Annotated in this window: 21 protein-coding genes; 9 read left to right on the forward strand and 12 right to left on the reverse strand. The window is 38.2% G+C overall.

All coding sequences use genetic code 11. The annotated features are described in order from the left end of the window. Window positions 1–127: 127 nt before the first annotated feature. From carB to EG346_RS21885, 4 genes are all read right to left on the reverse strand, one after another. Complete coding sequence (gene carB / locus EG346_RS21870) at window positions 128–3,310, reverse strand: carbamoyl-phosphate synthase large subunit (protein ID WP_073334828.1); 3,183 nt, start codon at window positions 3,308–3,310, stop codon at window positions 128–130. A 56-nt stretch (window positions 3,311–3,366) separates the two neighbouring features. Beyond that, window positions 3,367–3,717 (reverse strand): four helix bundle protein, encoded by a 351-nt coding sequence (locus EG346_RS21875; protein ID WP_123881606.1) that lies wholly within the window; start codon window positions 3,715–3,717, stop codon window positions 3,367–3,369. A 57-nt stretch (window positions 3,718–3,774) separates the two neighbouring features. Continuing rightward, complete coding sequence (locus EG346_RS21880) at window positions 3,775–4,848, reverse strand: carbamoyl phosphate synthase small subunit (protein ID WP_073334826.1); 1,074 nt, start codon at window positions 4,846–4,848, stop codon at window positions 3,775–3,777. A 173-nt stretch (window positions 4,849–5,021) separates the two neighbouring features. Then, window positions 5,022–5,912 carry an aspartate carbamoyltransferase catalytic subunit gene (locus tag EG346_RS21885; RefSeq protein ID WP_073334825.1) on the reverse strand — a complete coding sequence of 297 codons (891 nt, stop codon included), beginning with the start codon at window positions 5,910–5,912 and terminating at the stop codon, window positions 5,022–5,024. 240 nt (window positions 5,913–6,152) lie between these two features. Between EG346_RS21885 and EG346_RS21890 the strand changes: the two genes are divergently transcribed. Continuing rightward, window positions 6,153–6,614 carry an Lrp/AsnC family transcriptional regulator gene (locus EG346_RS21890; protein WP_073334824.1) on the forward strand — a complete coding sequence of 154 codons (462 nt, stop codon included), beginning with the start codon at window positions 6,153–6,155 and terminating at the stop codon, window positions 6,612–6,614. Window positions 6,615–6,756: 142 nt separating this feature from the next. Here the strand turns inward: EG346_RS21890 and argH are convergent, their stop codons facing one another. The 8 genes from argH to EG346_RS21930 all read right to left on the reverse strand — a co-directional run bounded on the left by argH (window position 6,757) and on the right by EG346_RS21930 (window position 15,769). After that, window positions 6,757–8,061 carry an argininosuccinate lyase gene (gene argH / locus EG346_RS21895; RefSeq protein WP_123881609.1) on the reverse strand — a complete coding sequence of 435 codons (1,305 nt, stop codon included), beginning with the start codon at window positions 8,059–8,061 and terminating at the stop codon, window positions 6,757–6,759. 335 nt (window positions 8,062–8,396) lie between these two features. Beyond that, entirely contained in the window at window positions 8,397–9,479 is a 1,083-nt protein-coding gene (locus EG346_RS21900; RefSeq protein WP_123881612.1) for a M20 family metallo-hydrolase, read from the reverse strand. Then, window positions 9,454–10,248: an acetylglutamate kinase gene (gene argB / locus EG346_RS21905; RefSeq protein ID WP_123881615.1), complete on the reverse strand. Its 795-nt coding sequence runs from the start codon at window positions 10,246–10,248 to the stop codon at window positions 9,454–9,456. The genes EG346_RS21900 and argB overlap by 26 nt, the downstream gene beginning before the upstream one ends. Window positions 10,249–10,370: 122 nt before the next feature. Next, window positions 10,371–11,327: an N-acetylornithine carbamoyltransferase gene (locus EG346_RS21910; RefSeq protein WP_123881618.1), complete on the reverse strand. Its 957-nt coding sequence runs from the start codon at window positions 11,325–11,327 to the stop codon at window positions 10,371–10,373. A 226-nt stretch (window positions 11,328–11,553) separates the two neighbouring features. Next, entirely contained in the window at window positions 11,554–12,693 is a 1,140-nt protein-coding gene (locus EG346_RS21915; RefSeq protein ID WP_123881621.1) for an aspartate aminotransferase family protein, read from the reverse strand. A 270-nt stretch (window positions 12,694–12,963) separates the two neighbouring features. After that, window positions 12,964–13,926 carry an N-acetyl-gamma-glutamyl-phosphate reductase gene (argC, locus tag EG346_RS21920; protein WP_123881624.1) on the reverse strand — a complete coding sequence of 321 codons (963 nt, stop codon included), beginning with the start codon at window positions 13,924–13,926 and terminating at the stop codon, window positions 12,964–12,966. A 75-nt stretch (window positions 13,927–14,001) separates the two neighbouring features. Then, complete coding sequence (gene argG / locus EG346_RS21925) at window positions 14,002–15,195, reverse strand: argininosuccinate synthase (RefSeq protein WP_123881627.1); 1,194 nt, start codon at window positions 15,193–15,195, stop codon at window positions 14,002–14,004. Next, entirely contained in the window at window positions 15,164–15,769 is a 606-nt protein-coding gene (locus tag EG346_RS21930; protein ID WP_083564089.1) for a GNAT family N-acetyltransferase, read from the reverse strand. Before EG346_RS21930 ends, argG begins: the two co-directional genes overlap by 32 nt. Before the next feature lie 160 nt (window positions 15,770–15,929). On the opposite strand from EG346_RS21930, the gene EG346_RS21935 reads away from it, so the two are divergent. The 8 genes from EG346_RS21935 to EG346_RS21970 all read left to right on the forward strand — a co-directional run bounded on the left by EG346_RS21935 (window position 15,930) and on the right by EG346_RS21970 (window position 23,782). Next, window positions 15,930–16,346, forward strand: coding sequence for an IS1/IS1595 family N-terminal zinc-binding domain-containing protein (locus EG346_RS21935; RefSeq protein ID WP_073334816.1), 417 nt, complete (start codon window positions 15,930–15,932; stop codon window positions 16,344–16,346). A 336-nt stretch (window positions 16,347–16,682) separates the two neighbouring features. Continuing rightward, window positions 16,683–18,062, forward strand: a complete 1,380-nt coding sequence (locus tag EG346_RS21940; RefSeq protein ID WP_123881630.1) for a porin — start codon at window positions 16,683–16,685, stop codon at window positions 18,060–18,062. 52 nt (window positions 18,063–18,114) lie between these two features. Next, a complete protein-coding gene (locus EG346_RS21945) occupies window positions 18,115–19,695 on the forward strand; it encodes an MFS transporter (protein WP_123881633.1) in 1,581 nt (526 codons plus the stop codon). A 43-nt stretch (window positions 19,696–19,738) separates the two neighbouring features. Next, complete coding sequence (locus EG346_RS21950; protein ID WP_073334813.1) at window positions 19,739–19,966, forward strand: DUF6814 family protein; 228 nt, start codon at window positions 19,739–19,741, stop codon at window positions 19,964–19,966. A gap of 102 nt (window positions 19,967–20,068) precedes the next feature. After that, entirely contained in the window at window positions 20,069–20,527 is a 459-nt protein-coding gene (locus EG346_RS21955) for a GNAT family N-acetyltransferase (RefSeq protein ID WP_123881636.1), read from the forward strand. Window positions 20,528–20,529: 2 nt separating this feature from the next. Next, window positions 20,530–20,724: a hypothetical protein gene (locus tag EG346_RS21960; RefSeq protein ID WP_123881639.1), complete on the forward strand. Its 195-nt coding sequence runs from the start codon at window positions 20,530–20,532 to the stop codon at window positions 20,722–20,724. Continuing rightward, entirely contained in the window at window positions 20,717–23,413 is a 2,697-nt protein-coding gene (locus EG346_RS21965) for an ATP-binding protein (RefSeq protein WP_164466363.1), read from the forward strand. The genes EG346_RS21960 and EG346_RS21965 overlap by 8 nt, the downstream gene beginning before the upstream one ends. Window positions 23,414–23,419: 6 nt before the next feature. Next, on the forward strand, window positions 23,420–23,782 hold the full coding sequence (locus EG346_RS21970; protein ID WP_123881645.1) for a response regulator transcription factor: 363 nt from the start codon (window positions 23,420–23,422) through the stop codon (window positions 23,780–23,782). Window positions 23,783–23,974: the final 192 nt, after the last annotated feature.

The raw sequence follows: 23,974 nt of genomic DNA on the forward strand, positions 1-23,974 counted from the left end.
TTCTATCAATGTATCATTTTCCGAATGTATACAAATTTCCATTAATCAACAAAAATTTAATTTTCACCAAACAAAAAACCCCGCAAGAAAACTTACGGGGTTTGAAATATATCATTTAAATCCGAAATTACATCGTCTCCATTTTGAAACTCATGCTTTCAATAACTTTCAGGATAGCTTCTACCGTGTCCATGGATGTTAAACAAGGAACGCCGTTTTCCACACTCATTCTTCTGATCTGGAATCCGTCTCTTTCTACCTGCTTTCCTTTGGTCATGGTATTCACTACGTATTGTACTTTTCCTTTCTGGATCAGGTCGATCAGGTTGACATCATCTTCTCCGATCTTGTATCCTATTTTACAAGGAATTCCTTTTTCTTCAAAGAATTTAGCCGTTCCTTCTGTTGCCCAGATTCTGAAGCCAACTTCGTGAAATCTTGCTGCCAGATCTGCAGCTTCCTGCTTGTGTTTATCGGCAACTGTGAACAAAATTGACCCGTGCATCGGAACTTTTCTTCCTGCTGCGATCAATCCTTTATACAGGGCTTTTTCCAGCGTTGTATCTTTCCCCATTACTTCTCCTGTAGACTTCATTTCAGGTCCCAGAGAGATATCAACCTTCGTTAATTTTGAGAATGAGAATACGGGAACTTTTACGAAGACGCCTTCTTTATTCGGAACTAATCCGTTTTTGTATCCTAAATCTTTCAGTTTCTGACCTAATATTGCTTTTGTTGCCAGATTCGCCATCGGCACTTCAGTAATTTTAGATAAGAAAGGAACTGTTCTTGATGAACGTGGATTCACTTCGATCACATATACGTTTCCTTCGAAAAGGACGTACTGGATGTTCATTAAACCAATCACATTCAATCCTTTGGCCAGTCTCTGGGTGTAATCTACCAAAGTGTCTATTTCCTCCTGAGAAACATTCTGAGGCGGATACACAGCAATGGAGTCTCCGGAGTGAACTCCCGCTCTTTCGATGTGTTCCATAATCCCAGGAATAATAACCGTTTCACCGTCGCAGATGGCATCTACTTCAACTTCTTTTCCGGTTATATAACGGTCTACCAAAACCGGGTGTTCCGGGCTTGCATCTACCGCAAATTCCATGTAGTGAGACAATTCGCTTTCAGTGTAAACAATTTCCATGGCTCTACCTCCCAGTACATAACTCGGACGAACCAAAACCGGATAACCGATTTCGTTGGCAATTGCAATAGCTTCTTCTTTTGAGGTTGACGTTTTTCCTAAAGGCTGTGGAATTCCCATTTCCTGAAGGGCCTTTTCAAATTTATCTCTGTTTTCAGCTCTGTCTAAATCTTCTAATGAAGTTCCCAGAATTTTCACTCCGTAGCTTGCCAGTTTATCCGCTAAGTTGATCGCGGTCTGACCTCCAAACTGAACCACCACTCCCGTTGGTTTTTCAAGATCGATGATGTTCATTACATCTTCTTCCGTTAAAGGTTCGAAGTATAATTTATCTGAAATCGAGAAGTCTGTAGAAACCGTTTCCGGGTTGTTGTTGATGATGATCGCTTCGTACCCCATCTCTTTGATCGCCCAAACCGAGTGAACGGTTGCGTAGTCAAATTCAACTCCCTGACCAATTCTGATAGGTCCTGAACCTAAAACAATTACTTTTTGTTTGTCGGTTACTACACTTTCATTTTCTTCTTCATACGTTCCGTAAAAATAAGGAGTTTCACTTTCAAATTCTGCGGCACAAGTATCCACCATCTTGTAAACAGGGATCACCCCATTTTCTTTTCTGAAATTGTAAACTTCTCTTTGCTTGGATTCCCATAAATGAGCGATATTCTGATCTGAGAACCCTAATTTTTTAGCCTGAATTAAAGTTTCTTTATCGAATTTATTGGCTGCAATTACTTTTTCAAAGTCAACAAGTTTTTTTAATTTCCAGATGAAGAATTTATCAATCTTACTCCATTCTACAATTTGTTCCCAATCGTACCCTCTTCTTAAAGCGTCACAAATAATGAACAGTCTTTCGTCGTCACAAACTCTGATTCTTCTTTCAATATCTTCATCCGTTAAAGCGGCTGCCTGTTTTGTTTTTAATCCCAGGTGTCTTAAACCTGTTTCTAAAGAACGAACGGCTTTCTGTAAAGATTCTTCGAAGTTTCTTCCGATGGCCATTACTTCTCCGGTAGCTTTCATCTGGGTAGACAATCTCCTGTCCGCCGTTTCGAATTTATCGAATGGGAATCTTGGGAATTTCGTTACCACATAGTCAAGGGCAGGCTCAAAACATGCGTATGTTTTTCCTGTCACAGGGTTCATGATCTCATCCAATGTTAAACCTACAGCGATCTTCGCTGCAATTTTCGCAATCGGATATCCTGTCGCTTTACTTGCCAGTGCTGATGAACGGGAAACTCTAGGGTTCACCTCGATGATATAGTAGTTGAATGAATGTGGGTCTAAAGCCAGCTGAACATTACATCCTCCTTCAATTCCTAAGGCTCTGATGATCTTCAGAGAAGCGTTTCTCAGTAGCTGATACTCTCTGTCAGAAAGCGTCTGAGAAGGGGCTACTACGATAGAATCCCCTGTGTGAACGCCTACCGGATCTATATTTTCCATGTTACAAACCACAATCGCGTTGTCGTTGGCATCACGCATTACTTCGTATTCAATTTCTTTGAAACCTGCAATGGATCTTTCGATAAGACATTGCGTCACCGGACTGTATTTCAATCCTAATTCAGCAATTTCTTTCAATTCAGCTTCGGTAGAGGCAATACCTCCTCCGGTTCCTCCCATTGTAAAGGCAGGACGAACAATCACCGGATATCCGATTTCTTCAGCAAAACGGATGGCTCCTTCTACTGTAGTCACGATATCTGATTCAGGAACGGGTTCGTTCAGTTCTCTCATCAACTCACGGAAAAGATCTCTGTCTTCCGCTCTGTTGATGGCAGAAAGTGTAGTTCCTAAAACTTCCACTTTACATTCTTCAAGAATTCCTGATTTTTCCAATTCTACTGCCATATTCAGACCTGTCTGACCTCCCAATGTTGGTAACAAAGCATCAGGACGTTCTTTTCTGATAATGTGGCTTACAAACTGAAGAGAAATCGGCTCGATATATACTTTATCTGCGATTTCCACGTCCGTCATGATGGTTGCAGGGTTTGAGTTGATCAAAATCACCTTGTAGCCTTCCTCTCTCAAAGACAAACAAGCCTGCGTTCCTGCGTAATCAAATTCAGCTGCCTGACCGATGATGATGGGTCCTGAACCGATTACTAAAATTGTTTTTATATCTGTACGTTTTGCCATTTTTCTTTTTATTGTAGAGTCAAGATTCTAGAGCCAGGAGCCAAGATTCCAGACTTTTATTTTAAATTATTTTTAAATGAATAAATCATTCTCTGAATTTCAGAAACTTCACTTAGTAAAGCATTTATTTTTTCTTCAGGTAAAAGATTTAATTCTCTAATCAAAATCAGCTGTGTATGCAGTTCAAAAGCTGAACCTAGAGCAACTGTTAGAAAATGATTAAATTCTTTACTTCCATTTCTACCAGAACCTTCCGCAATATTTGAAGGAATAGAAACTGCAGATCTTTTAATTTGAGAAATCAAACCAAACTTTTCATCGTTACTGACCTCCTGACAGATAATGTAAACATTTTTTGCCAGTACAATCGATTTTTGCCAAAAAAGTAGTTCCTCAAAGTTGTGCATCTGTAGTCTATTAATTTTGTTTTTGCGTCTTGGTTCTTGTATCTTGATTCTTGGTTCTTATTTTTTGAAGCCCTCCATTAAATCGATGAACTCATCAAACAAATAGTTTGCATCTTCAGGACCGGGACTTGCTTCCGGGTGATACTGAACGGAGAAGCAAGGGTGGATCTTGTGTTTCAGACCTTCGTTGGTTCTGTCGTTTAGAGCGATGTGGGTTTCAACTAAGTCTGTGTTTTTAAGACTTTCCTGATCTACTGCATAGCCGTGGTTCTGAGAAGTGATAGATACTTTGTTTTTCTCCAGATCCAGTACCGGGTGGTTTCCTCCTCTGTGTCCGAATTTCAGTTTGAACGTTTTTGCACCACAAGCCAAACCGATTAACTGATGTCCCAGGCAGATTCCGAAGATCGGAACTTTTCCTAATAATCCGCGGATCATTTCTAAAGCCTGAGGGTTGTCTTCCGGGTCACCTGGACCGTTTGAAAGCATAATTCCATCCGGATCCATCAATAAGATCTCTTCTGCTGTGGTGTCCTGTGAAACTACGGTGATATCACAGTTTCTCTGAGACAATTCTCTGATGATTCCTAATTTGGAACCAAAATCTACCAATACTACTTTTAATCCTCTTCCAGGATTGGCATAAGACGTTTTTGTAGAAACCATTTCCACCTGATTGGTTGGAAAAGTTGTAGATTTCAATTCTTCTACCACTGCATTTTCATCAGTGTCTGCATTCACAATCTTTCCTTTTACCACCCCGGAGTTACGTAGAATTCTGGTCAATCTTCTGGTATCGATTCCTGAAATTCCTGAAAGGTTTTTCCTTTTAAATAATTCTTCTAAAGTCATCTGGGTACGGAAATTGGAAGGAAGATCGCAAAGTTCTTTTACGATAAGTCCTTTAATAGCCGGCTCGATACTTTCGTAATCATCACGGTTAATACCATAATTTCCGATAAGCGGATAGGTCATGCAAACAATCTGACCGCAGTATGACGGATCTGAGATCAACTCCTGATACCCTGTCATTCCGGTATTGAAAACTACTTCTCCGGCAGTTTCCAATTCTGCTCCGAAACCTTCTCCATGAAACACTTCACCGGACTCCAGTATTAATTTTTTCTTCATTTTTAAAAATTAGATATTAGATTTAAGAATTGAGAAGTTAGACTTCCTCGTTCTGTTTTATTTTTTCTTTTTAACCACCCCGTCAAAAAAAATTCTTTTTTTTTGACACCCCTCCATGGGAGGGGAATTTTTGTAGGTTCAAGACCGGAAATCCGGATCTCAAAACCCTTTATCTATTTAAAGGTATATCCTTGTTTTTCCAATGCTTCTTTGAGAATAGCCATTCTTGCAAAGACACCGTTCTGCATCTGCTTAAACACTCTTGAACGTTCGCATTCCACGAGGTCTGTATCAATTTCAACCCCTCTGTTGATCGGTGCGGGATGCATGATGATCGCTCCTTGTTTCATTACTTTTTCTCTTTCTTTCGTCAAACCATATTTTCTGTGGTATTCGGAAGCTGAGAAGCTCATCTGGGCATCGTGTCTTTCGTGCTGAATCCTTAGCAGCATCAGAACATCTACCTCAGCAGTAAGCTGATCTACTGACAAATAAGTTCCGTTAATCAAAGCGCCTTCATCAAACCAGTGTTCGGGTCCTGAGAAGTATACTTTAGCGCCCAGTCTTCTTAAGGCTTCGGCATTTGAATTGGCCACACGGCTGTGTTTTACATCTCCAACAATTCCTATCTTTAGTCCTTCGAACTTTCCAAATTCCTGATAGATGGTCATCAGATCCAGCATACATTGGGAAGGATGGTTTCCTGTTCCGTCTCCTCCGTTGATTACCGGAATAGTAATATTGTTTAACTCTTCAAAATACCGGTCTTTCTTATCTCTGATAACGACCAGATTCACTCCCAGACTTTCAATCGTTTTTACGGTATCATAAAGGCTCTCCCCTTTGTTTACAGAACTGTGTGAAGCATCAAAAGGTACTACCTGAAGGCCAAGCTTTCTTTCTGCGATATCAAAACTTGTCTTTGTTCTTGTACTGTCTTCAAAGAAAAGATTTGAGCAGAAAACTTCTCCTTCAATTTTTGCAGTTTTCCCGTTGGCAAAAGCCAGTGCTTCGGTCAGTATACTGTTGATTCTCTCGGTACTTAGTTCTGTGATCGTAAACATAATTCTTAATTTTTGTGCATAAAAAAAGCGAAGACAGGATCTTCGCTTAATAATAATAAATATCGTAAAGGGCGCTTTCGCCCGGTAAATCTAATGATATAAATGCTCTTTTATTCATTAGGTGCAAAGATATACTATTTTTACGAATCTGCAAAACTAAAGTTCCAAATAAATTAAAACCGGCATTCCTTCCTTATTTTCATTTATAATTGATATTTTTGTTAAAACTCAACCCACCCTATGGATTTAAAGGACAAAATGATTCTCAGCATTATTCAGGAAGACTCTACGCTATCGGTAAAAGAAATTTCAGAAAGGATAGGTCTTACGTTTACTCCTACTTATGAACGAATCAAACAGCTGGAGAAACAGGGCATCATTGAGAAATATGTCGGTCTTTTGAACCGTGAGAAACTGGGTTTGAATATCGTGGTTTACTGTAATGTCCGCCTTAAGGAACAGTCGCAGAAAGTACTGGAAACCTTTGAGAAAAACATTATGAAACATGATGAAGTTCAAGAGATCATCAGTCTTTCCGGTGAGTATGATTATATGCTTAAGATCATTGCAAAAGACATCAATTCTTATAATGATTTCGCTGTCAATGTGATTTCAAACATTCCTAATATCGGCCAGTACCACAGTTCTATCGTGCTTCACGAGGTTAAAAAATCGACTAAGTTTAAAATTGATCTGGAATAACTACTTTTAAATTTATTAAACCATTAAGATTTCTTTAAGTGATTAAGGATTCGCTAGCGAATTCTAACAAGCTAACTGCTTTTAAAAATCGTAGATTTTCTTAACTCAACTTAAAAGCTTCAATAATCTTAATGGTTCAAAATCAACCCAATAATTTATTCTTCAGCTTATTAAACTGATATTCTATTTTATCCAGGCATAGATTTCCTATGCTTCCCTGATGGGTATGCTGAAGATTTCCAACTTCAAACTCAAATTCATTATTTTCAATCTCCTGCCCTACTTTCACGTAGGCATCACGGAATGAACTTCCCTTTTTCACTTCTTCATTGATCTTTTCCACACTGAAAAGATATTTGTACTTCTCGTCTTCCAGAATTCCATCTTTTACCTGAATATTAGGAAGCGTATAGCTTAAAATCTCCAGACATTCTTTCAGGGAATCGATGCCAGGGAAAAGAATTTCCTTTGTCAACTGTACGTCTCTGTGGTACCCTGACGGCAGATTGTTTGTCAGTAAAATAAGTTCATTCGGTAAAGACTGAATTCTGTTGCATCGGGCACGAACCAGTTCAAAAATATCCGGATTCTTTTTGTGGGGCATAATGCTGCTTCCGGTTGTAAATTCCTTCGGAAAGCTTATAAAATCAAAGTTCTGGCTTAAATATAAACAGACATCATAAGCAAATTTCCCAAGCGTTCCCGCTAAAGTAGCCATTGCCATAGACAGCATTTTTTCAGATTTCCCACGCGTCATCTGTGCGTATACAGAATTATAGTTCATGGACTGAAAACCTAAGTTATACGTGGTACTCTCCCGATCAATAGGGAAAGAAGAACCATAACCTGCAGCGGAACCAAGAGGGTTTTTATTGATAATGTTCTTCACCGAAAACAACAGTTCAACATCATCCAGCAATGCTTCAGCATAGGCTCCAAACCATAATCCAAACGAAGATGGCATGGCAATCTGAAGATGGGTATAGCCGGGAAGTAATTTACTTTTATGCTGATCAGCGAGTTTGATTAAAATTTGGAAAAACTCGTCCGTCAAAGCTGTAATTTCACGAATTTCATCCAATAGATAGAGCTTAATATCCAGTAAAACCTGATCATTTCGTGATCTTGCGGTATGGATTTTCTTTCCGGTATCGCCTAATTTTTCAATTAAAATGGATTCAACCTGAGAATGGATATCTTCTGCGTCTGTATCAATCTCAAAATTTCCACTTTCGATATCTTTTAAAATATCTGCTAAAACAGAAAGCATCTGTTTGGATTCTTCACCGGATATAATTCCGGTTTCTGCCAACATCTGGCAATGCGCCATAGAACCTTTAACGTCATATTTTGCTAAACGCTCATCGAAGTCAAGATCTTTCCCGACGGTGAATTTGTTGACTAATATATTGGTGGCCAGGTTATCCTTTTGCCATATCTTTTTCATAGGTAATTATTTATTTTTCCAAGACCCTCATAATGGAGGTCCTGACCTGTATTAATTGACCAGAATAGTAATCAAAAATGATTTTATACTGGTTTTCTGTATGTTATTCAATTCGTTTCAACCTGCTCAGCGAAGCATCTTTAACTATAAAAAAACATCTCCACATTGAAAAGTCTTCGTCTTTAATTTTCTTTTTTGCATAAATCCTTATTAAAAACTGAACTTTGATCTGCCTGCTGAGCGGGGTTAAAACTTTATTTTTTAGATAATAGATTTCAGACATCAGATATCAGACTTTTGAAAACCTGGTGTCTGACATCTGACATATGAAGTCTTTATAAAACTTTTTCCAAGATCCTTATATAAATCCCGATTCCTTCCTCAATCTCTTTGATATAGATGTATTCATCTGCTGTGTGAGAGCGCCTGCTGTCGCCCGGACCTATTTTCACGGATGTACATGGAATAATGGCCTGATCGGATGATGTTGGCGAACCGTAGGTTGTCCTTCCGATTTCCAAGCCTGCCTTTACAAAAGGGTGATCCATTTCTATTTTTGATGAATTCAATCTGAAAGACCTGGCCGTCAATGTTGATTTCATTTGTCCCTGGATGATTTCAAAAGCTTCCTTATTGGAATATTCATCGGTAACCCTGACATCCAAAGTAAAAGTACAGGCTTCCGGAACTACATTGTGCTGAACGCCTGCGTGAATTCCTGACAGTGTCACTTTCACTTCGCCTAAATAATCGGAAACTTTCGAAAACCTGAAATTCAGAACATTCTGAATATCTTCCATACATTTTACAATAGCGTTATCGTCATTTGGATGAGCAGCGTGAGAAGGAGTTCCTTTCATTTCCCCGTCTATCACCAAAAGTCCTTTTTCCGCGATCGCCAGATTCATCTGCGTGGGTTCTCCTACAATGGCGAGTTCGATGTTCGGAAGCTGTGGAAACAAGGCCTCAATTCCATCAAATCCTGAAATCTCCTCCTCAGCCGTAAAAGCAATAACTAAATTATATTTTAAATCTTCTTTTTCATAAAAATGTACAAAAACCTGAGCCATTGATACGAGAGATGCTCCGGCATCATTGCTTCCCAATCCATACAGTTTTCCATCCTGCTCAACCGGAAGAAACGGGTCTAAAGTATAGGCCTTATTGGGTTTTACGGTATCATGATGGGTATTCAGTAAAATGGATGGCTTCAATACGTCAAAGTTTTTACTGACCGCCCAAATGTTGTTTTTAAAACGTTTCGTAGGAATTTGATTTTTCTTGAAGAAGTTCTCAATTTCTACGGACGTATTGTATTCATCTTTACTGAATGAAGGAGTGGCAATCAGTTTTTTAAGCAAATCAACTGCCTGACTCAGTAGCTCTTCTTTACTATAAACAGATTTCAGTTCCTCCATGATGGTTTTCTATATGATTTTTTAATTGGGTTTCTTTAATTAAGAATACCTTATTTACTTTATTTTTTACAGCTCCCAGAGCATTTTCAAGTTTGGGTAAAATTCCTTTATGAAGTTTTCCCGCTTCTTTTAAAACAGAAAACTCTTCTGCAGATACACTTTTTATAACTGATCCAGGGTCTTCAATATTTTCCAAAACTCCCTCTTTATCAAAACAATACAATAATTCTACATCGTATTTTGAAGATAAAGCCTGAGCAATGACCGAAGCTATCGTATCTGCATTGGTATTAAAAAGATTTCCTTTTTTGTCATGGGTAATGGCTGAAAAAACCGGGACAAGTTTAAGTTTAATCAACTTTGAGATCAATTTTCTGTCCACACTTTTTTTCTCAATATCTCCCACAAATCCAAAATCTATTTCGGGATGTTCTCTTTTTTTGGCTTTAATCAAATTCGCATCAGCTCCGGAAAAGCCTATTGCCTGGCATTTTTTCTGCTGGAGTTTTGCCACAATATTTTTATTGATACTTCCGGCGTACACCATCGCCACAATATCCAGCGTATCTTTATCTGTAATTCTTCGTCCGTTGATCATTTTTTGTTCAACGCCTAACCTATCAGCCAAAGTAGTTGCTAATTTTCCGCCACCGTGAACCAGAATTTTCTTTTCTTTAATTTCAGAAAACTGCTCTAAAAATTGGTTAAGCAACTCTGAATCGTCGATCAGGGCTCCTCCTATTTTTATGATGTATAATTTTTCTTTCATTTTGATTGGCGGGATTTCATCCTATCTTGGGTTAAATCGTTCTGTTGGAACTCTTTATCGGTTTATATTTTTATTGATAGGACTAAATCCTATCCTTTTCTACATCGTTCCACTAGGACTCTTTACGAATTTATTTCATTCAAAATTTCGCTGAAGACGGCTTGTGCAGAGAAAATTCTGTTTTTGGCCTGCTGATAGATAATGGAGTTTTCTCCGTCCATGACTTCATCACTTAATTCTACATTACGGCGAACAGGAAGGCAGTGCATTACTTTACCCTTATTTGTGTTTTTCAGTTTTTCTCCGGTCAGCATCCAGTTTTCTTTTACTTCCGGCATTGTTGCATATTCATCGAAGGAAGACCAGTTTTTGACATAGATAAAATCCGCATCTTTTAAAGCTTCATCCTGGTTATGGATCACTTTACTATCTTTTGTAAATTTCTTATCGAGATCATACCCTTCGGGATTAGCGATCACAAAATCAACATCCATTTCCTGCATCCATTCTGCAAAAGAATTTCCAACAGCCTGAGCAATCGGCTTGATGTGTGGTGCCCATGTTAAAACTACTTTCGGTTTGCGGTCCTCTTTCCAGTTTTCTGTAATGGTAATGCAATCTGCCAGACTTTGCAATGGGTGCCGCGTTGCCGATTCCAGAGAAATAACAGGCACTTTTGCATGCTGCTCAAACTGGCTTAAAATACTTTCATTAACGTCATCTTCCTTAGATTTCATTCCTGCAAAACAACGTACTGCTATGATATCACAATATTGATTGAGTACTTCTATCGCATCCTTGATGTGCTCAACGGTATCGCCATTCATTACGGCTCCATCCGCAAATTCCAGATTCCAGGCTTCCTGAGCTGCGTTTAATGTCAGGACATTTAATCCTAAGTTCTGTGCAGCGATCTGACTGCTTAAACGGGTTCTTAAACTTGAATTTAGAAATACTAGGCCTATTGTTTTCCCTTTTCCTTTTTCTGTTTCGGAATGAGGATTTTCTTTAATTTGTAACGCTTTTTTTATAATTTCCTGTAAGTTTTTTACATCGCTTACAGAGGTGAATTTTTTCATTGGATATTTTTTTTAATTACTTGGATAATTTTAACCACAAAAGGCAGAAAAGTTTTCTTTTATTTAAACACTTTAGAACACATAAGTAAGTTTAAAATGATGATACTTATTTAAGTTCACATAAGATGAAAATCAAAGATTTTCAGAAAACTAAAATGTTCTTCTTAAGCGCTTAGTCGTTTCTTTACATTGCTTAAGTGTTTATATCTTTTATGATTTTTGTGGTTTAAATCTTATCTAAAACTGTTTTTAAAGCACCGACAAAAAGATCTGTTTCTTCTTTGCTGATATTTAGAGCCGGAAGGATCCTCAATACGCTTTTGTCATTGGAATTTCCTGTAAAAATGTGATGATCATACAATAGACTTTTCCTCACTTCTGCACAGTCCTGATCCAACTCTACTCCAATCATTAATCCTTTCCTTCGGATCGATTTGATATGCGGAAAATCTTTAATTTCGTTTTCAATATAATTACCCATTTTCTGAGCGTTTGTCATCAAATCTTCCTCTTTCATGACATCCAAAACCGCAATGGCTGCTGCACAGGCTAAGTGATTCCCTCCGAAAGTTGTTCCCAGCAAACCATTGCTTGCCTGAAACTTAGGATGTATCAAAACGCCACCGATTGGGAAGCCATTTCCCATTCCTTTCGCTGTCGTGATCATATCCGGTTCAATTCCAAATTCCTGATGAGCAAAGAAATATCCGCTTCTTCCGTATCCTGACTGAACTTCATCAAGAATCAATGCTGCATCATATTTTTCACACAGTTCTTTAATTTTGGATAAAAATTCAAACGTTGGGATCATGATTCCACCAACTCCCTGAATTCCTTCTATGATCACCGATGAAATTTCATTTCCTTGTATTTCAATGATTTCTTCAAGCTGCCTGATGTTGTTCCAATCAGATTTAATGAACCTCTCAGAGAAATTAACCGGAGCAACAATTTTTGGATTATCCGTCACAGAAACCGCTGCAGAAGTTCTTCCATGGAAAGATCCTGAGAAATAAAGCACTTTGCTTTTTCCGTTATGGAAAGACGCCAGTTTTAGTGCATTTTCATTAGCTTCCGCTCCTGAGTTACACAGGAACAGATTGTAATCTTCATACCCCGAAAGCTTGCCTAATTTTTCAGCCAATTCAGTCTGCAACTCATTCTGAACAGAATTTGAATAGAAAGAGATTTTCTCTAACTGCTCTTTTAATTGAGTTTGATAGTGCGGATGATTGTGTCCGATTGAAATCACTGCGTGACCTCCGTAAAAATCAAGATATTTTTCTCCTTTGTCATCCCAAAGGAATGAGCCCTGGGCTTTTACCGGATTTATATTGAATAATGGATATACGTTGAATAAATTCATTTTTTTGTTTTTAATTAATTTCTTTTGTCTTGAAACAAAAGAAACAAAAGTTCAAGACCTGGAAACTTCCGCTAAAAATTATTTCTGTTCTCTAAAAATTCTAAAACTTGCGCGAATTCGGCATCTGTTATTCGACTTAATATTTATCTCGCGCTTCAAACAGTAGAATTTTCTTAACGTTCACAGAATTAATTTTCTTAACGCTTCATTTTCCTAAGTCAGTTTTACTTTGAGTTTAAAAATTCACTACTGATTTATTGACTATTCACTTTAAAACGCTATCGGCTTTAAGTTCAACCCCAGATTCTCTTCCCAGCCCATTGCTATATTCATGTTTTGAACGGCCTGTCCGGAAGCTCCTTTTAACAAATTGTCAATCGCTGAGTGAATGACCGCTACATTTCCACTCTTTTCTATGTGAATCACACAGCGATTGGTATTGACAACCTGCTTTAAATCAATTGCATTATCACTTACCTTTACAAAAGGCTCCTTTTCATAAAAATCCTGATACAACTGAACCATATCTGAAAGTACTAATTCCGTTTTCACTGTAGAACTTGTAAAAATTCCTCTTGCAAAATCGCCTCTCCATGGAACAAAATTCAGACTGATCTCTTTATTATTCAATGAAACTAACTGATGTAAAATCTCATCGACATGCTGATGCGTCAGAGTTTTATATGCTGAAATATTATCATTTCTCCATGTAAAATGAGTCGTTGCCTGTAAAGACTGACCCGCCCCTGTTGAACCTGTAATTCCTGTTGTATACACTTCATTCAATAAACCCTTTTCCGCTAATGGAAAAAGAGCCAGCTGAATGGCCGTTGCAAAACATCCGGGATTGGCAATACTTTTTGCTTCTGCCAGATTTTTTTTATTGATTTCAGGAAGTCCGTAGATAAAATTTCTATTTCCAAAATTTCCATCCAGACGGAAATCATTTCCAAGATCAATGACTAAGGTCTCATCTTCAACAGGGTTTTGATTTAACCAATTCTGACTTTCTTTATGAGGAAGACACAGAAATAAAATATCTACGTCTTCAGGTTTATCTGTTAAAACCTGCTCACAAACTGCCGTTAAATCTGGGTACAAGTCTGAAATTTTTGTCCCCGGATTGGAACGGCTATATAAAAAACTCAATGACACATTGGGATGAAAAGCCAGTACACGAATCAATTCGCTTCCTGTGTAGCCGTTGGCACCTACAATTCCTACTTTTTTCATATTTTAATGATATGATGATGTTGATAATTGATAGGACTGCGTCCTATCCTGGATAAGCCTTTCCGTTGGAACTCTTTATTTTGAATTGATCTGATGGTATATGTTTAAGGAATTGCTTACAATTTTTGTATATCCTTTTACATCTTGTCCCGTCCATGCTCTGTTGGCTTCGCCATAGCTTCCGAATTTATCGGACATCAGATCATGCTTGGATTCAATCCCATTTAAAATAAATCTGTACGGATGAAGGGTTACAAATACTTTTCCGCTGACTGTTTCCTGAGAATCTGTTAAGAAAGACTCAATATTCCTCATCACCGGATCTAAGAAAAGCGCTTCATGAAGCCAGTTTCCATACCAGTCGGAAAGCTGGGACTTCATCATCTGCTGGTATTTTGAAAGCGTATGTTTTTCCAATAAATGATGCGCTTTGATGATCACTGATGCAGCCGCTGCTTCAAATCCTACTCTTCCTTTAATCCCCACAATGGTATCTCCAACATGAATATCACGACCGATTCCATAAGCGGAAGCCAGTTCTTCAATTTTTTGAATCGCCTTCACAGAATGTTCAAAACTCTGTCCGTTTACCGCTACAACCTCACCGTTTTTAAACTCAATTTCGAGTTCTGAAGGCAGTGTTTCTTTAATTTGCGATGGAAAAGCTTCTTCCGGAAGATAATTTCGGGATGTTAATGTTTCCTTTCCTCCAACTGATGTTCCCCAAAGGCCTTTATTGACTGAATATTGTGCTTTGTGAAACTCCATTTCATACCCATGATTTTTCAGGAATTCAATTTCTTCTTCACGGGACAGACTCATATCGCGGATCGGCGTGATGATCTCTACTTCCGGACACATCACCTGGAAAATCAAATCAAAACGTACCTGATCATTTCCAGCTCCCGTACTTCCGTGAGCAATAGCATCAGCACCTGTCTCAATGGCATATTTTGCTATTTCCTTCGCCTGAACCGTACGCTCAGCACTTACAGATAATGGATAAGTGTTGTTTTTCAGTACATTTCCGAAGATCAGATACTTCACACAAGAATTATAGTAATCCTCCTGAGCATCCACGCACCTGTATTCCTTCACCCCAAGTTGGAAGGCTTTTTTCTCCAGTTCTTTTTCTTCTTCTTTAGAAAAACCACCGGTATTTACAGTCACTGCATATACTTCATATCCCAGTGTTTCACTAAGATATTTAGCACAGTAAGAGGTATCCAAACCTCCGCTAAACGCTAAGATTACTTTCTTTTTCTCCATTGTACTCATCAATTTCGGACTGCTGAATTTCAGTCCCGTTCACTTTATTATTATTTTCAGGAACGAAAAGCATCGCTGTACACAAACAGTTTTTACGTTCCTTTTTCATTAAAATCTCATAATTCACACAGTTCTTACACCCGCTCCAAAATTCTTCATCCTGAGTCAATTCAGAATAGATCACCGGCTTGTAACCCAGATCACTGTTAATTTTCATGACAGCAAGTCCTGTGGTCAACCCAAATACCTTTGCATTGGGATATTTTTCTCTAGATAACTGGAAAACCTTATTCTTGATCAAAGTGGCTACTCCTCTGTTTCTGTAATTCGGAGATACAATAAGTCCTGAGTTGGCTACAAACTGACCATGTGACCATGTCTCAATATAGCAGAAGCCAACCCATTCGCCATTTTCAGTGGCAACCACAGCATTACCATCCGAAATCTTTTTCGTTAAATATTCGATGGAACGTTTTGCGATCCCCGTTCCTCTGCGCTGTGCAGAATCATACATTTCCTGCTGTATTTCACTCACATACATGAGATGTTCGCATGAGGAAATTTCTATTTCCATTTATTTATCTAATTTTTTTGGCAAATTTAAAGCATAATAACTTTAAAAACCAAATTAAAAAGATATTTTTTTTGTTTAAATTAAATACACAGGTAATTTTATCTTTATTCAGAAATATAACTTTGCTAAATTATTATATATTTGCTAAAAACATATAGCTATGGAAAACAAGTGTCCAAAATGTGGCGGCGATAAGATTGTCAAAAGCGGAATTATCAACGAAAAACAACGTTTTCTCTGCAAAGACTGCACGTATTATTTTACCGTTAAAAAAATGGGAAAACAGATCGATGACTACTATGTCACCAAAGCTCTTCAGCTATATCTTGAAGGCTTAAGTTTCCGTGAAATAGAAAGAATCATTGGGGTCTCCCACGTCACGATCAGCTCCTGGATCAAGAAATACAACATCACAAGACCTCCTCATTCCGAATTCCACCCTGTCTATAAAATTCTAAAACAGAACGAATTAATTGAATATATCGCAAAAGAAGAAAATATCAAAAACTCCGGACTTATCATTACTCAGTTTGCGGATAAGTATATGCTGATTAAGTGGGAGAGGTTTAAGAAGTAGCTGAGATATTAGAGTCAAGAACCAAGAGCCAAGATGCTAGACATCAGATTTCAGATTTCAAACATTAGGAGTGGTGGCTTCGGGAGCCTCAGCCACCAAGCACCTGTCATTTATTAATCAAAACTCAACTCACAACTTTCTCCTGACACATTCACTCTCCAACACTCAGGCTCTCTAACACTAAAACCCATAACTCAAATCTAGTAACTCTCAACTAAAAACCAGTTGGTTACAAAAAAACTATATCATTACCACTAATATATATTAAATTTTTGTAAATAAATTATTAATTACAATTTGGCTTTCACAAAAAACAACGCCAAAAATTGATAATTTATGAAGAAATTACTTTCATTTATTGGATTAGCCTTAATAAGCAGTTCTTTATACGGACAGGGTTCTCCTGATTACGGAGGCGGATTAAAATTAAACCTCAATCCTGAAGGAGATAAGTACATCAGATTTATATTATGGGACCAGTTCTGGCTCAGAAACACCCAAATGAACCCGGGAAGTATGGTTGGCGGAGAACCTGCCGACAATTCCTGGAACCTGGGAAACAGAAGATTGCGTGCTTTAATGTATGCCCAAATCTCTAAAAGATACATGATCCTTGCTCACTTTGGGATCAATAATCAAACCTTCATCAACGGCGGAGCTACGGGCACCACAGGAACCGGAGGTTACGGAAACGGCAAGAAACCTCAGCTTTTTTTTCATGATGCATGGAATGAGTACGCAGTTATTTTACCCGGAGAAGCGGGAAAATTCAGTTTATCTTTAGGAGCAGGCCTTCATTACTACATGGGACTTTCCCGTATGACGATGGCATCTACCCTGAATTTCCTTACCGTAGACTCTCCTATTTTCTCATGGCCTTTAATTGATAATTCCGATCAATTCGCAAGACAACTCGGGATGTTCGCTAAAGGAAAGTATGGGAAACTGGAATACCGTTTCAGTTTAAACAAACCTTTCGCGACAGACCTGGTCCCTGTTAATGTTACAGATCCTTCAAGAGCTGCAGCTGTTGACAACAATGGAAATCCAAGCTTTTCTAAAGCCGGTTATGTTGAATACCAGTTTCTTGATGAAGAATCCAATACCCTTCCTTTCAAAGTGGGCTCGTATTTAGGAACCAAGAAAGTGTTCAATGTAGGTGCAGGTTTCTACCATCAGGCCGACGGAACAAGGACTTCAGTGAATTCCAATATCGAAAAACATGATATCACTCTTTTAGCAGTAGATGCTTTCGCTGATATTCCTTTGGGAAATGCGAAAAATAAAATGGCCGTTTCTGCTTATGCCGGATATTATAACTACAATTTCGGTCCTAACTACATAAGAAATCTGGGAACGATGAATATTGCCGCCAATGATCCCAATTTTGCAGGAAGCAGAGCTATTGCGGGTCCCGGGAATCTACAACCGATGATAGGAACAGGCAATGTAGTGTACGCCCAAGCCGGATTACTGCTTCCAAGCCAGGCCGAAAAACCAAAGATCAGAATACAGCCTTTCGCGGCGTACACGCATAAAAGTTTTGAAGCATTCGACAAGTCGTCTTCACAATTCGATGTAGGTACCAACTGGTTTATAGACGGCCATCATGCCAAGATTACTACGCAATATTCCACAAGACCGGTTTATACCAGCCCTACGGAAAGCCCTTCCTCAAAAGGTGAATTCATTGTACAGTTCCAGATTTACCTTTAAACCCAGGATGAACTCAATATCTTAATCCATTAACATCAAAAATCAATTCAACATGAGCGACAATCACCACGAAAACTACGAGAATATGACCGAACGGCAGAAAAACCGCACCATCTGGAGTGTGATCACTGCCTCATCCCTCGGTACTCTGATAGAATGGTATGACTTTTATATTTTTGGAAGTTTAGCTATCGTTTTAGCGACGAAGTTTTTCCCTGCTGACAATCCTACTGCAGCATTTTTATCTACATTGGCTACTTTTGCAGCCGGGTTCGTTGTAAGACCTTTCGGAGCTTTGTTCTTCGGAAGATTAGGCGATATTATCGGAAGAAAATACACATTCCTTGTGACGCTTCTGATCATGGGGTTCTCTACTTTCCTGATCGGGTGTATTCCGGGATACGAAACCATCGGATTCATGGCACCGGTTTTAGTTTTAATTTTAAGACTTTTACAAGGTTTAGCGTTGGGAGGAGAGTACGGAGGTGCTGCAACCTATGTCGCAGAATACGCTCAGCCACACAGAAGAGGATACTGGACATCATGGATTCAGACGACAGCTACGGCAGGACTTTTCATTTCATTAATCGTGATTTTAATTACTAAAAACACATTATCTGCTGCAGAATTTGATTCCTGGGGATGGAGAGTTCCTTTCTGGATTTCAATTTTAATGGTGGGTGTATCTTATTTCATCAGAAAAAATATGAAAGAATCTCCGCTTTTTGCAAAGGCTAAAAGTGAAGGAAAAACATCTAAAAACCCATTAAAAGAGAGTTTCGGGAATAAATTTAATTTCAAATTTGTTTTACTGGCACTGTTCGGTGCTGCCATGGGACAGGGGGTTATCTGGTATACCGGACAGTTCTACGCCATGAGCTTCCTGCAGAAAGTAATGAATATAGACTCCATGCAGGTTGATTATTTAATGGCTACTGCCCTATTAATGGGAACCCCATTCTTCGTATTTTTCGGCTGGCTCTCCGATAAAATCGGACGAAAAGCAATCATGATGACCGGTATGCTGGTTGCTATTCTAGCCTACAGGCCGATTTATGACAGCATGTATAAAAGTGTCAATATTGAAGCTAAAACGGTTGCAAGCGACGGAATCAAAGAGACAAGAAGTGCCGCCATTCATAAAGACATTGCATCAGACAGCTTAATTACTTTTCACAAAGAAACTACATACACAGACGGGACTTTCATTAAAAAAGACAGCATTGTACACTGGTCTGCAACTGGCCCTGTGATGAAAGACGGTAAAGCGGAAGAACCCAAAGTCACAAAATCAATCACGCTAAGCAATGATACAAGATGGTATCTGGTGTTTCTGGTTTTCATTCAGGTGATTTTTGTCACCATGGTTTACGGCCCTATCGCTGCTTTTCTTGTTGAAATGTTCCCGGTAAGGATCCGTTATACCTCGATGTCACTACCTTATCATATCGGAAACGGAGTGTTCGGGGGACTTCTTCCGGCAGTGGCCACGTATCTTGTTACTCAGGGAAAAGATGCAGGACATCCAACTTGGTACCTGGAAGGACTCTGGTATCCGATTGGAGTTGCCGCAGTCTGTCTGATCATCGGATTATTTTATCTTAAAAATAAGAATAATAATATTCACGATTAGATAGCAAATCACTTAATTTTTCACTAATTTTAAAACTACTAAAATGAACGGAATCAAAAAAATATTAGGCATACTCTGGATTGCAGTAGCCCTGGTGGTAGGATATTTCGGAACAACGGTTCTTGGAATTCCAAAAATTACTTCAGGAAAGCAGGAAGATCTGGTATTCGGAATCATCATCTTATTTGTACTGATGCCGATTATCTCTGGCGGACTGGCCATTTTCGGCTATTATTCGCTGACGGGAGAGTATTCGGACGATAAGATTTAAAATATTTCAAATGATAATTGATGAATGCTTTATAAGTCATTCATCAATTATTTTTAAATTAAAAAGAAAATACTGCATATAAAAATTTACCTATAGATAAAAATGAGTATCATAATTGAAGCAGTTAGACATCCAGCACTAGACAAAAGAGTTATTAATTTAATCAATAAATTAAATAGTTCTCTTATTGATATTTCTGGAAGTGACGGAGCTAAAAGTGCCAATTTAGATGATTTTACTCAAGAAAAAGCTCGATTCATCATTGCTGTATGTGGAGAAGATGCTGTTGCTTGTGGAGGTATTCGTCCACTTTTTCCACAGACCTGTGAAATTAAAAGAATGTTCTCTACAGAAAAAAGAAAAGGATTAGGTCTGAAAATTCTCTCAGCACTCGAAATTACAGCTAAGCAATTAGATTACCAATATATCTACCTTGAAACCCGAAAGAACAATAAGAATGCTGTGTCATTTTACCTTAAAAACGGATATAAAATAATTGAAAACTACGGAATATACGTAGGGCGCGAAGAAGCTGTCTGCTTTGGTAAAGAACTATTATAGATATGAAAAAAAGACACGAACAAAAACTGATTATCCTGAGCATCGGACTGATGTTGGCTTTCAGCATCCCTATTTCACTGCTATTCAACAGTGAAAAAAATGTTTTTGGCTACCCGATGATTCTGATCTACCTGTTTGCGGTCTGGACGATCTCCATCATTATTTCTTTTGTAATCATAAAAAAGTATGATGAGTAGCTTCGCATTATTTTTTGTGGTCTTAATCTATCTCGCTCTTTTGTTCTTAGTTGCCCATCTGGCAGAGAAGAAAAAGAGCAAGCGGTGGATCAATAATCCGTATATCTACGCCTTGTCTCTTGCCGTGTACTGCACAGCATGGACCTATTACGGAAGTATCGGCGTTGCAGCAACAAGCGGACTGAATTATCTTCCCATTTACATCGGACCGATTATGATCATTCCTGCATGGATCTACATCAATACGAAAATCATAAGAATTTCCAGAATCAACAAAATCAGTAGTCTTGCGGACTTTATTTCCTTAAGATATGGAAACAGCAGAAGTTTCAGTGCGATAATCACAATCGTCTGCCTGCTGGCTATTGTTCCTTATATAGGACTTCAGATCAAAGCAATTTCCGAAACCTTTCATTTGGTGACGGAAACTTCAATGTCCAGCAATATACTGACTGACAACGCAACATTTGTCGTTATTCTGATTGCACTGTTCTCCTCCTATTATGGAACCAGATATGTGGATGCATCGGAAAAACGGTTAGGAATTATTTCAGCGATTGCTTTGGAGAGTTTTTTGAAGCTTTTTTTCATCATTATTCTGGGTATATTCGTTATTTACTTTGTATTTGATGGTTTTTCGGATATCTATGAGAAAGCCAGCCGATTTGAAGATTTCAAGGAAAAAAATACATTCAACGGAATCGAGGGCGCAATGAACTGGATGGTTCTCTGCATGATTTCCGCTACAGCCATTTGCATTCTTCCAAGACAGTTTCATACGGCCATCATCGAAAACAGACAGGAAAAGCACATCAAAACAGCCATCTGGTTTTTTCCGCTTTATTTACTGATCTTCACTATTTTTATTTTTCCTATTGCATGGGGCGGAAGACTTATTTTCGACGGACAGAAGGTCAATCCGGAATTCTACTCTATTCTGATTCCACAACATTTTGACAATACTTTAATTACCGTTTTTGTATTCCTTGGCGGCTTGAGTTCATGTATTTCTATGATCATCATTTCTGCAATCACTTTATCCATCATGCTTTCCAATAACCTTATCATTCCTTACGGTTTATTGGGAAAATTCAAATCTGACAATGAAGTTCAGAATACGAGAAATATTACTAATATCAGAAAATTCAGCATCTTCGCTCTGATCATCATGGCGTTTGTCTTCTATAAATATTTCATTCTTAAAACATCGCTGGATTCTGTAGGTTTGATCTCGTTTGTTGTCATTGCCCAGCTGGCTCCTTCTTTTTTCGGAGCAATATTCTGGAGAAGAGGAAGTTATAAGGGTGCTGTAGCAGGACTTCTTGCAGGATTGGCAATCTGCTACTTCGGGCTGATTATTCCCCAGTATTATTTTTCTTATAATCAGGAATTCAAAGGAGTTATCCGGGAAATATATGACGTTTTCGGATTTTTCAATATTTCTTTTTTAAGCAGTATCCCGGAAATCTTCTTCTGGTCGACGTTAGTCAATACCTCCCTTTTCACTATTATTTCCGTAAGCGTGAAGGGAAATTACAGGGAAAGAAATTTTGCAGAATTGTATGTAGATATTGATAAACACATCCAAAATCATGAGAACGCATTCATCTGGCGCGGAACCGCCTATGTATCAGACATTAAAAACATTCTGGAAAGGTTTTTGGGTAAAAATAAAACGGAGCAGGCTTTAAGGATTTTTAATTTGAAATATAATATCGATTCTAAAACCGAAACTGCAGATTCAAGGTTTATCAAATTTTCTGAAAATCTTCTGGCAGGGAGAATTGGAACTGCATCAGCAAAAATTCTGATTGAAGGGGTGACCAAAGAGGATAAAATATCTTTGAAGGAAGTTTTAAATATTTTAGAGGAATCTAAAGAAAATATTACACTCAATAAAAAACTGACAGAACAGTCTGAAGAATTACAAAAACTTTCTGATGATCTGAGGACAGCCAATGAAAACCTGATCGTTAAAGACCGCCAGAAAGATGACTTTTTAGATTCCGTTGCCCATGAATTAAGGACCCCTATCACCTCTATCCGTTCAGCAGGAGAAATTTTAGCGGACGATGATGACATTCCACTGGACATTAAACAGGAATTTTTAAATAATATCATCACAGAATCTGACAGACTGAGTGAAATTATCAATGATATTCTCTATCTGGATCAACTGCAACATGGAGAAATTGCTTTAAACATCAAAGAAAATAACATTCTTGAAACGTATAAAAAAGCCTTAAACCCACTACTCCATCTGATCCAGCAAAAAGATATTCATTTAAGTGAAGTGAATCTTCTGAATCAATCTGTATTGGAGCACGATGAAGCAAGAATGATCCAGCTTTTCCAGAATATTTTGGGAAATGCTTTAAAATTCACAGATAAGCAGGGAACCATACAAACGAAATTATCTGAAAAAGACGGTCAGTTGATGATTACGATTTTCAATACCGGAAGGCATATTCCGGAAGAGGATCTGGAAATGATCTTTGACAAATTTTATCAGTCAAAAAATCAGAACATTCTGAAACCTACAGGAAGCGGACTCGGATTGGCTATTTCCAAGAAAATTGTACAGGCACACAGCGGTACGATAAGAGCAGAAAACAGCGGTCTTGGCGTAACCTTTACAATAAACATTCCCTACAATATAACAAAAAATGAAGTTGAACACAACCAATAACATTCTATGAGAAAGATAATTATTGCCGATGACGAACACAAGATATTAATATCGCTTGAATACAGTTTTAAGAAAAATGGCTATGATGTGTATATCGCCAGAGACGGAACAGAAGTTCTTGATTTTCTTAAAACCATGGTTCCGGACGTCATCCTCCTCGACATTATGATGCCCAACCTGGATGGATACAGCGCTTTGGAAGCCATTAAAAAAGAGGAAAAACTGAAAGACACAAAAGTCATATTTCTGAGTGCTAAAAACAACCCCAGAGACATTGAAAAAGGAATAGAAATGGGAGCCGATGCTTATGTAACAAAACCATACTCTATAAAAAAACTGATGCAGCAGATTGAGGAGATGTTTGGGTAGGGAGATTTTAGATGCTAGACATCAGATTTCAGACACGTGATGTGAGACTTGAGACTTAAGAAATCCTTGGCAAGGTTTTGAACCTTGCCAAGGATAGGGAATTCAGACTTACAACTGAAATGTGAGACAGCAGATTGAAAACAAAACCCTGACCTTTCGTCTCTCCGCAAAAACAAAAAAAACATGAAACAA

The organism is Chryseobacterium carnipullorum (assembly GCF_003815695.1).
Taxonomy (GTDB): domain Bacteria; phylum Bacteroidota; class Bacteroidia; order Flavobacteriales; family Weeksellaceae; genus Chryseobacterium; species Chryseobacterium carnipullorum.

Excerpts from the sequence above, each read along its gene's own strand:
- EG346_RS21880 (WP_073334826.1), bottom strand. The coding sequence starts at position 4,848 with ATGAAGAAAAAATTAATACTGGAGTCCGGTGAAGTGTTTCATGGAGAA.
- argG (WP_123881627.1), bottom strand. The coding sequence starts at position 15,195 with ATGGAGAAAAAGAAAGTAATCTTAGCGTTTAGCGGAGGTTTGGATACC.
- EG346_RS21940 (WP_123881630.1), top strand. The coding sequence starts at position 16,683 with ATGAAGAAATTACTTTCATTTATTGGATTAGCCTTAATAAGCAGTTCT.
- argC (WP_123881624.1), bottom strand. The coding sequence starts at position 13,926 with ATGAAAAAAGTAGGAATTGTAGGTGCCAACGGCTACACAGGAAGCGAA.
- EG346_RS21965 (WP_164466363.1), top strand. The coding sequence starts at position 20,717 with ATGAGTAGCTTCGCATTATTTTTTGTGGTCTTAATCTATCTCGCTCTT.
- EG346_RS21900 (WP_123881612.1), bottom strand. The coding sequence starts at position 9,479 with ATGGAGGAACTGAAATCTGTTTATAGTAAAGAAGAGCTACTGAGTCAG.
- EG346_RS21945 (WP_123881633.1), top strand. The coding sequence starts at position 18,115 with ATGAGCGACAATCACCACGAAAACTACGAGAATATGACCGAACGGCAG.
- EG346_RS21935 (WP_073334816.1), top strand. The coding sequence starts at position 15,930 with ATGGAAAACAAGTGTCCAAAATGTGGCGGCGATAAGATTGTCAAAAGC.
- argB (WP_123881615.1), bottom strand. The coding sequence starts at position 10,248 with ATGAAAGAAAAATTATACATCATAAAAATAGGAGGAGCCCTGATCGAC.
- EG346_RS21890 (WP_073334824.1), top strand. The coding sequence starts at position 6,153 with ATGGATTTAAAGGACAAAATGATTCTCAGCATTATTCAGGAAGACTCT.
- EG346_RS21915 (WP_123881621.1), bottom strand. The coding sequence starts at position 12,693 with ATGAATTTATTCAACGTATATCCATTATTCAATATAAATCCGGTAAAA.
- EG346_RS21970 (WP_123881645.1), top strand. The coding sequence starts at position 23,420 with ATGAGAAAGATAATTATTGCCGATGACGAACACAAGATATTAATATCG.
- argH (WP_123881609.1), bottom strand. The coding sequence starts at position 8,061 with ATGAAAAAGATATGGCAAAAGGATAACCTGGCCACCAATATATTAGTC.
- EG346_RS21930 (WP_083564089.1), bottom strand. The coding sequence starts at position 15,769 with ATGGAAATAGAAATTTCCTCATGCGAACATCTCATGTATGTGAGTGAA.
- EG346_RS21885 (WP_073334825.1), bottom strand. The coding sequence starts at position 5,912 with ATGTTTACGATCACAGAACTAAGTACCGAGAGAATCAACAGTATACTG.
- EG346_RS21875 (WP_123881606.1), bottom strand. The coding sequence starts at position 3,717 with ATGCACAACTTTGAGGAACTACTTTTTTGGCAAAAATCGATTGTACTG.
- EG346_RS21955 (WP_123881636.1), top strand. The coding sequence starts at position 20,069 with ATGAGTATCATAATTGAAGCAGTTAGACATCCAGCACTAGACAAAAGA.
- EG346_RS21960 (WP_123881639.1), top strand. The coding sequence starts at position 20,530 with ATGAAAAAAAGACACGAACAAAAACTGATTATCCTGAGCATCGGACTG.
- EG346_RS21950 (WP_073334813.1), top strand. The coding sequence starts at position 19,739 with ATGAACGGAATCAAAAAAATATTAGGCATACTCTGGATTGCAGTAGCC.
- EG346_RS21910 (WP_123881618.1), bottom strand. The coding sequence starts at position 11,327 with ATGAAAAAATTCACCTCTGTAAGCGATGTAAAAAACTTACAGGAAATT.
- carB (WP_073334828.1), bottom strand. The coding sequence starts at position 3,310 with ATGGCAAAACGTACAGATATAAAAACAATTTTAGTAATCGGTTCAGGA.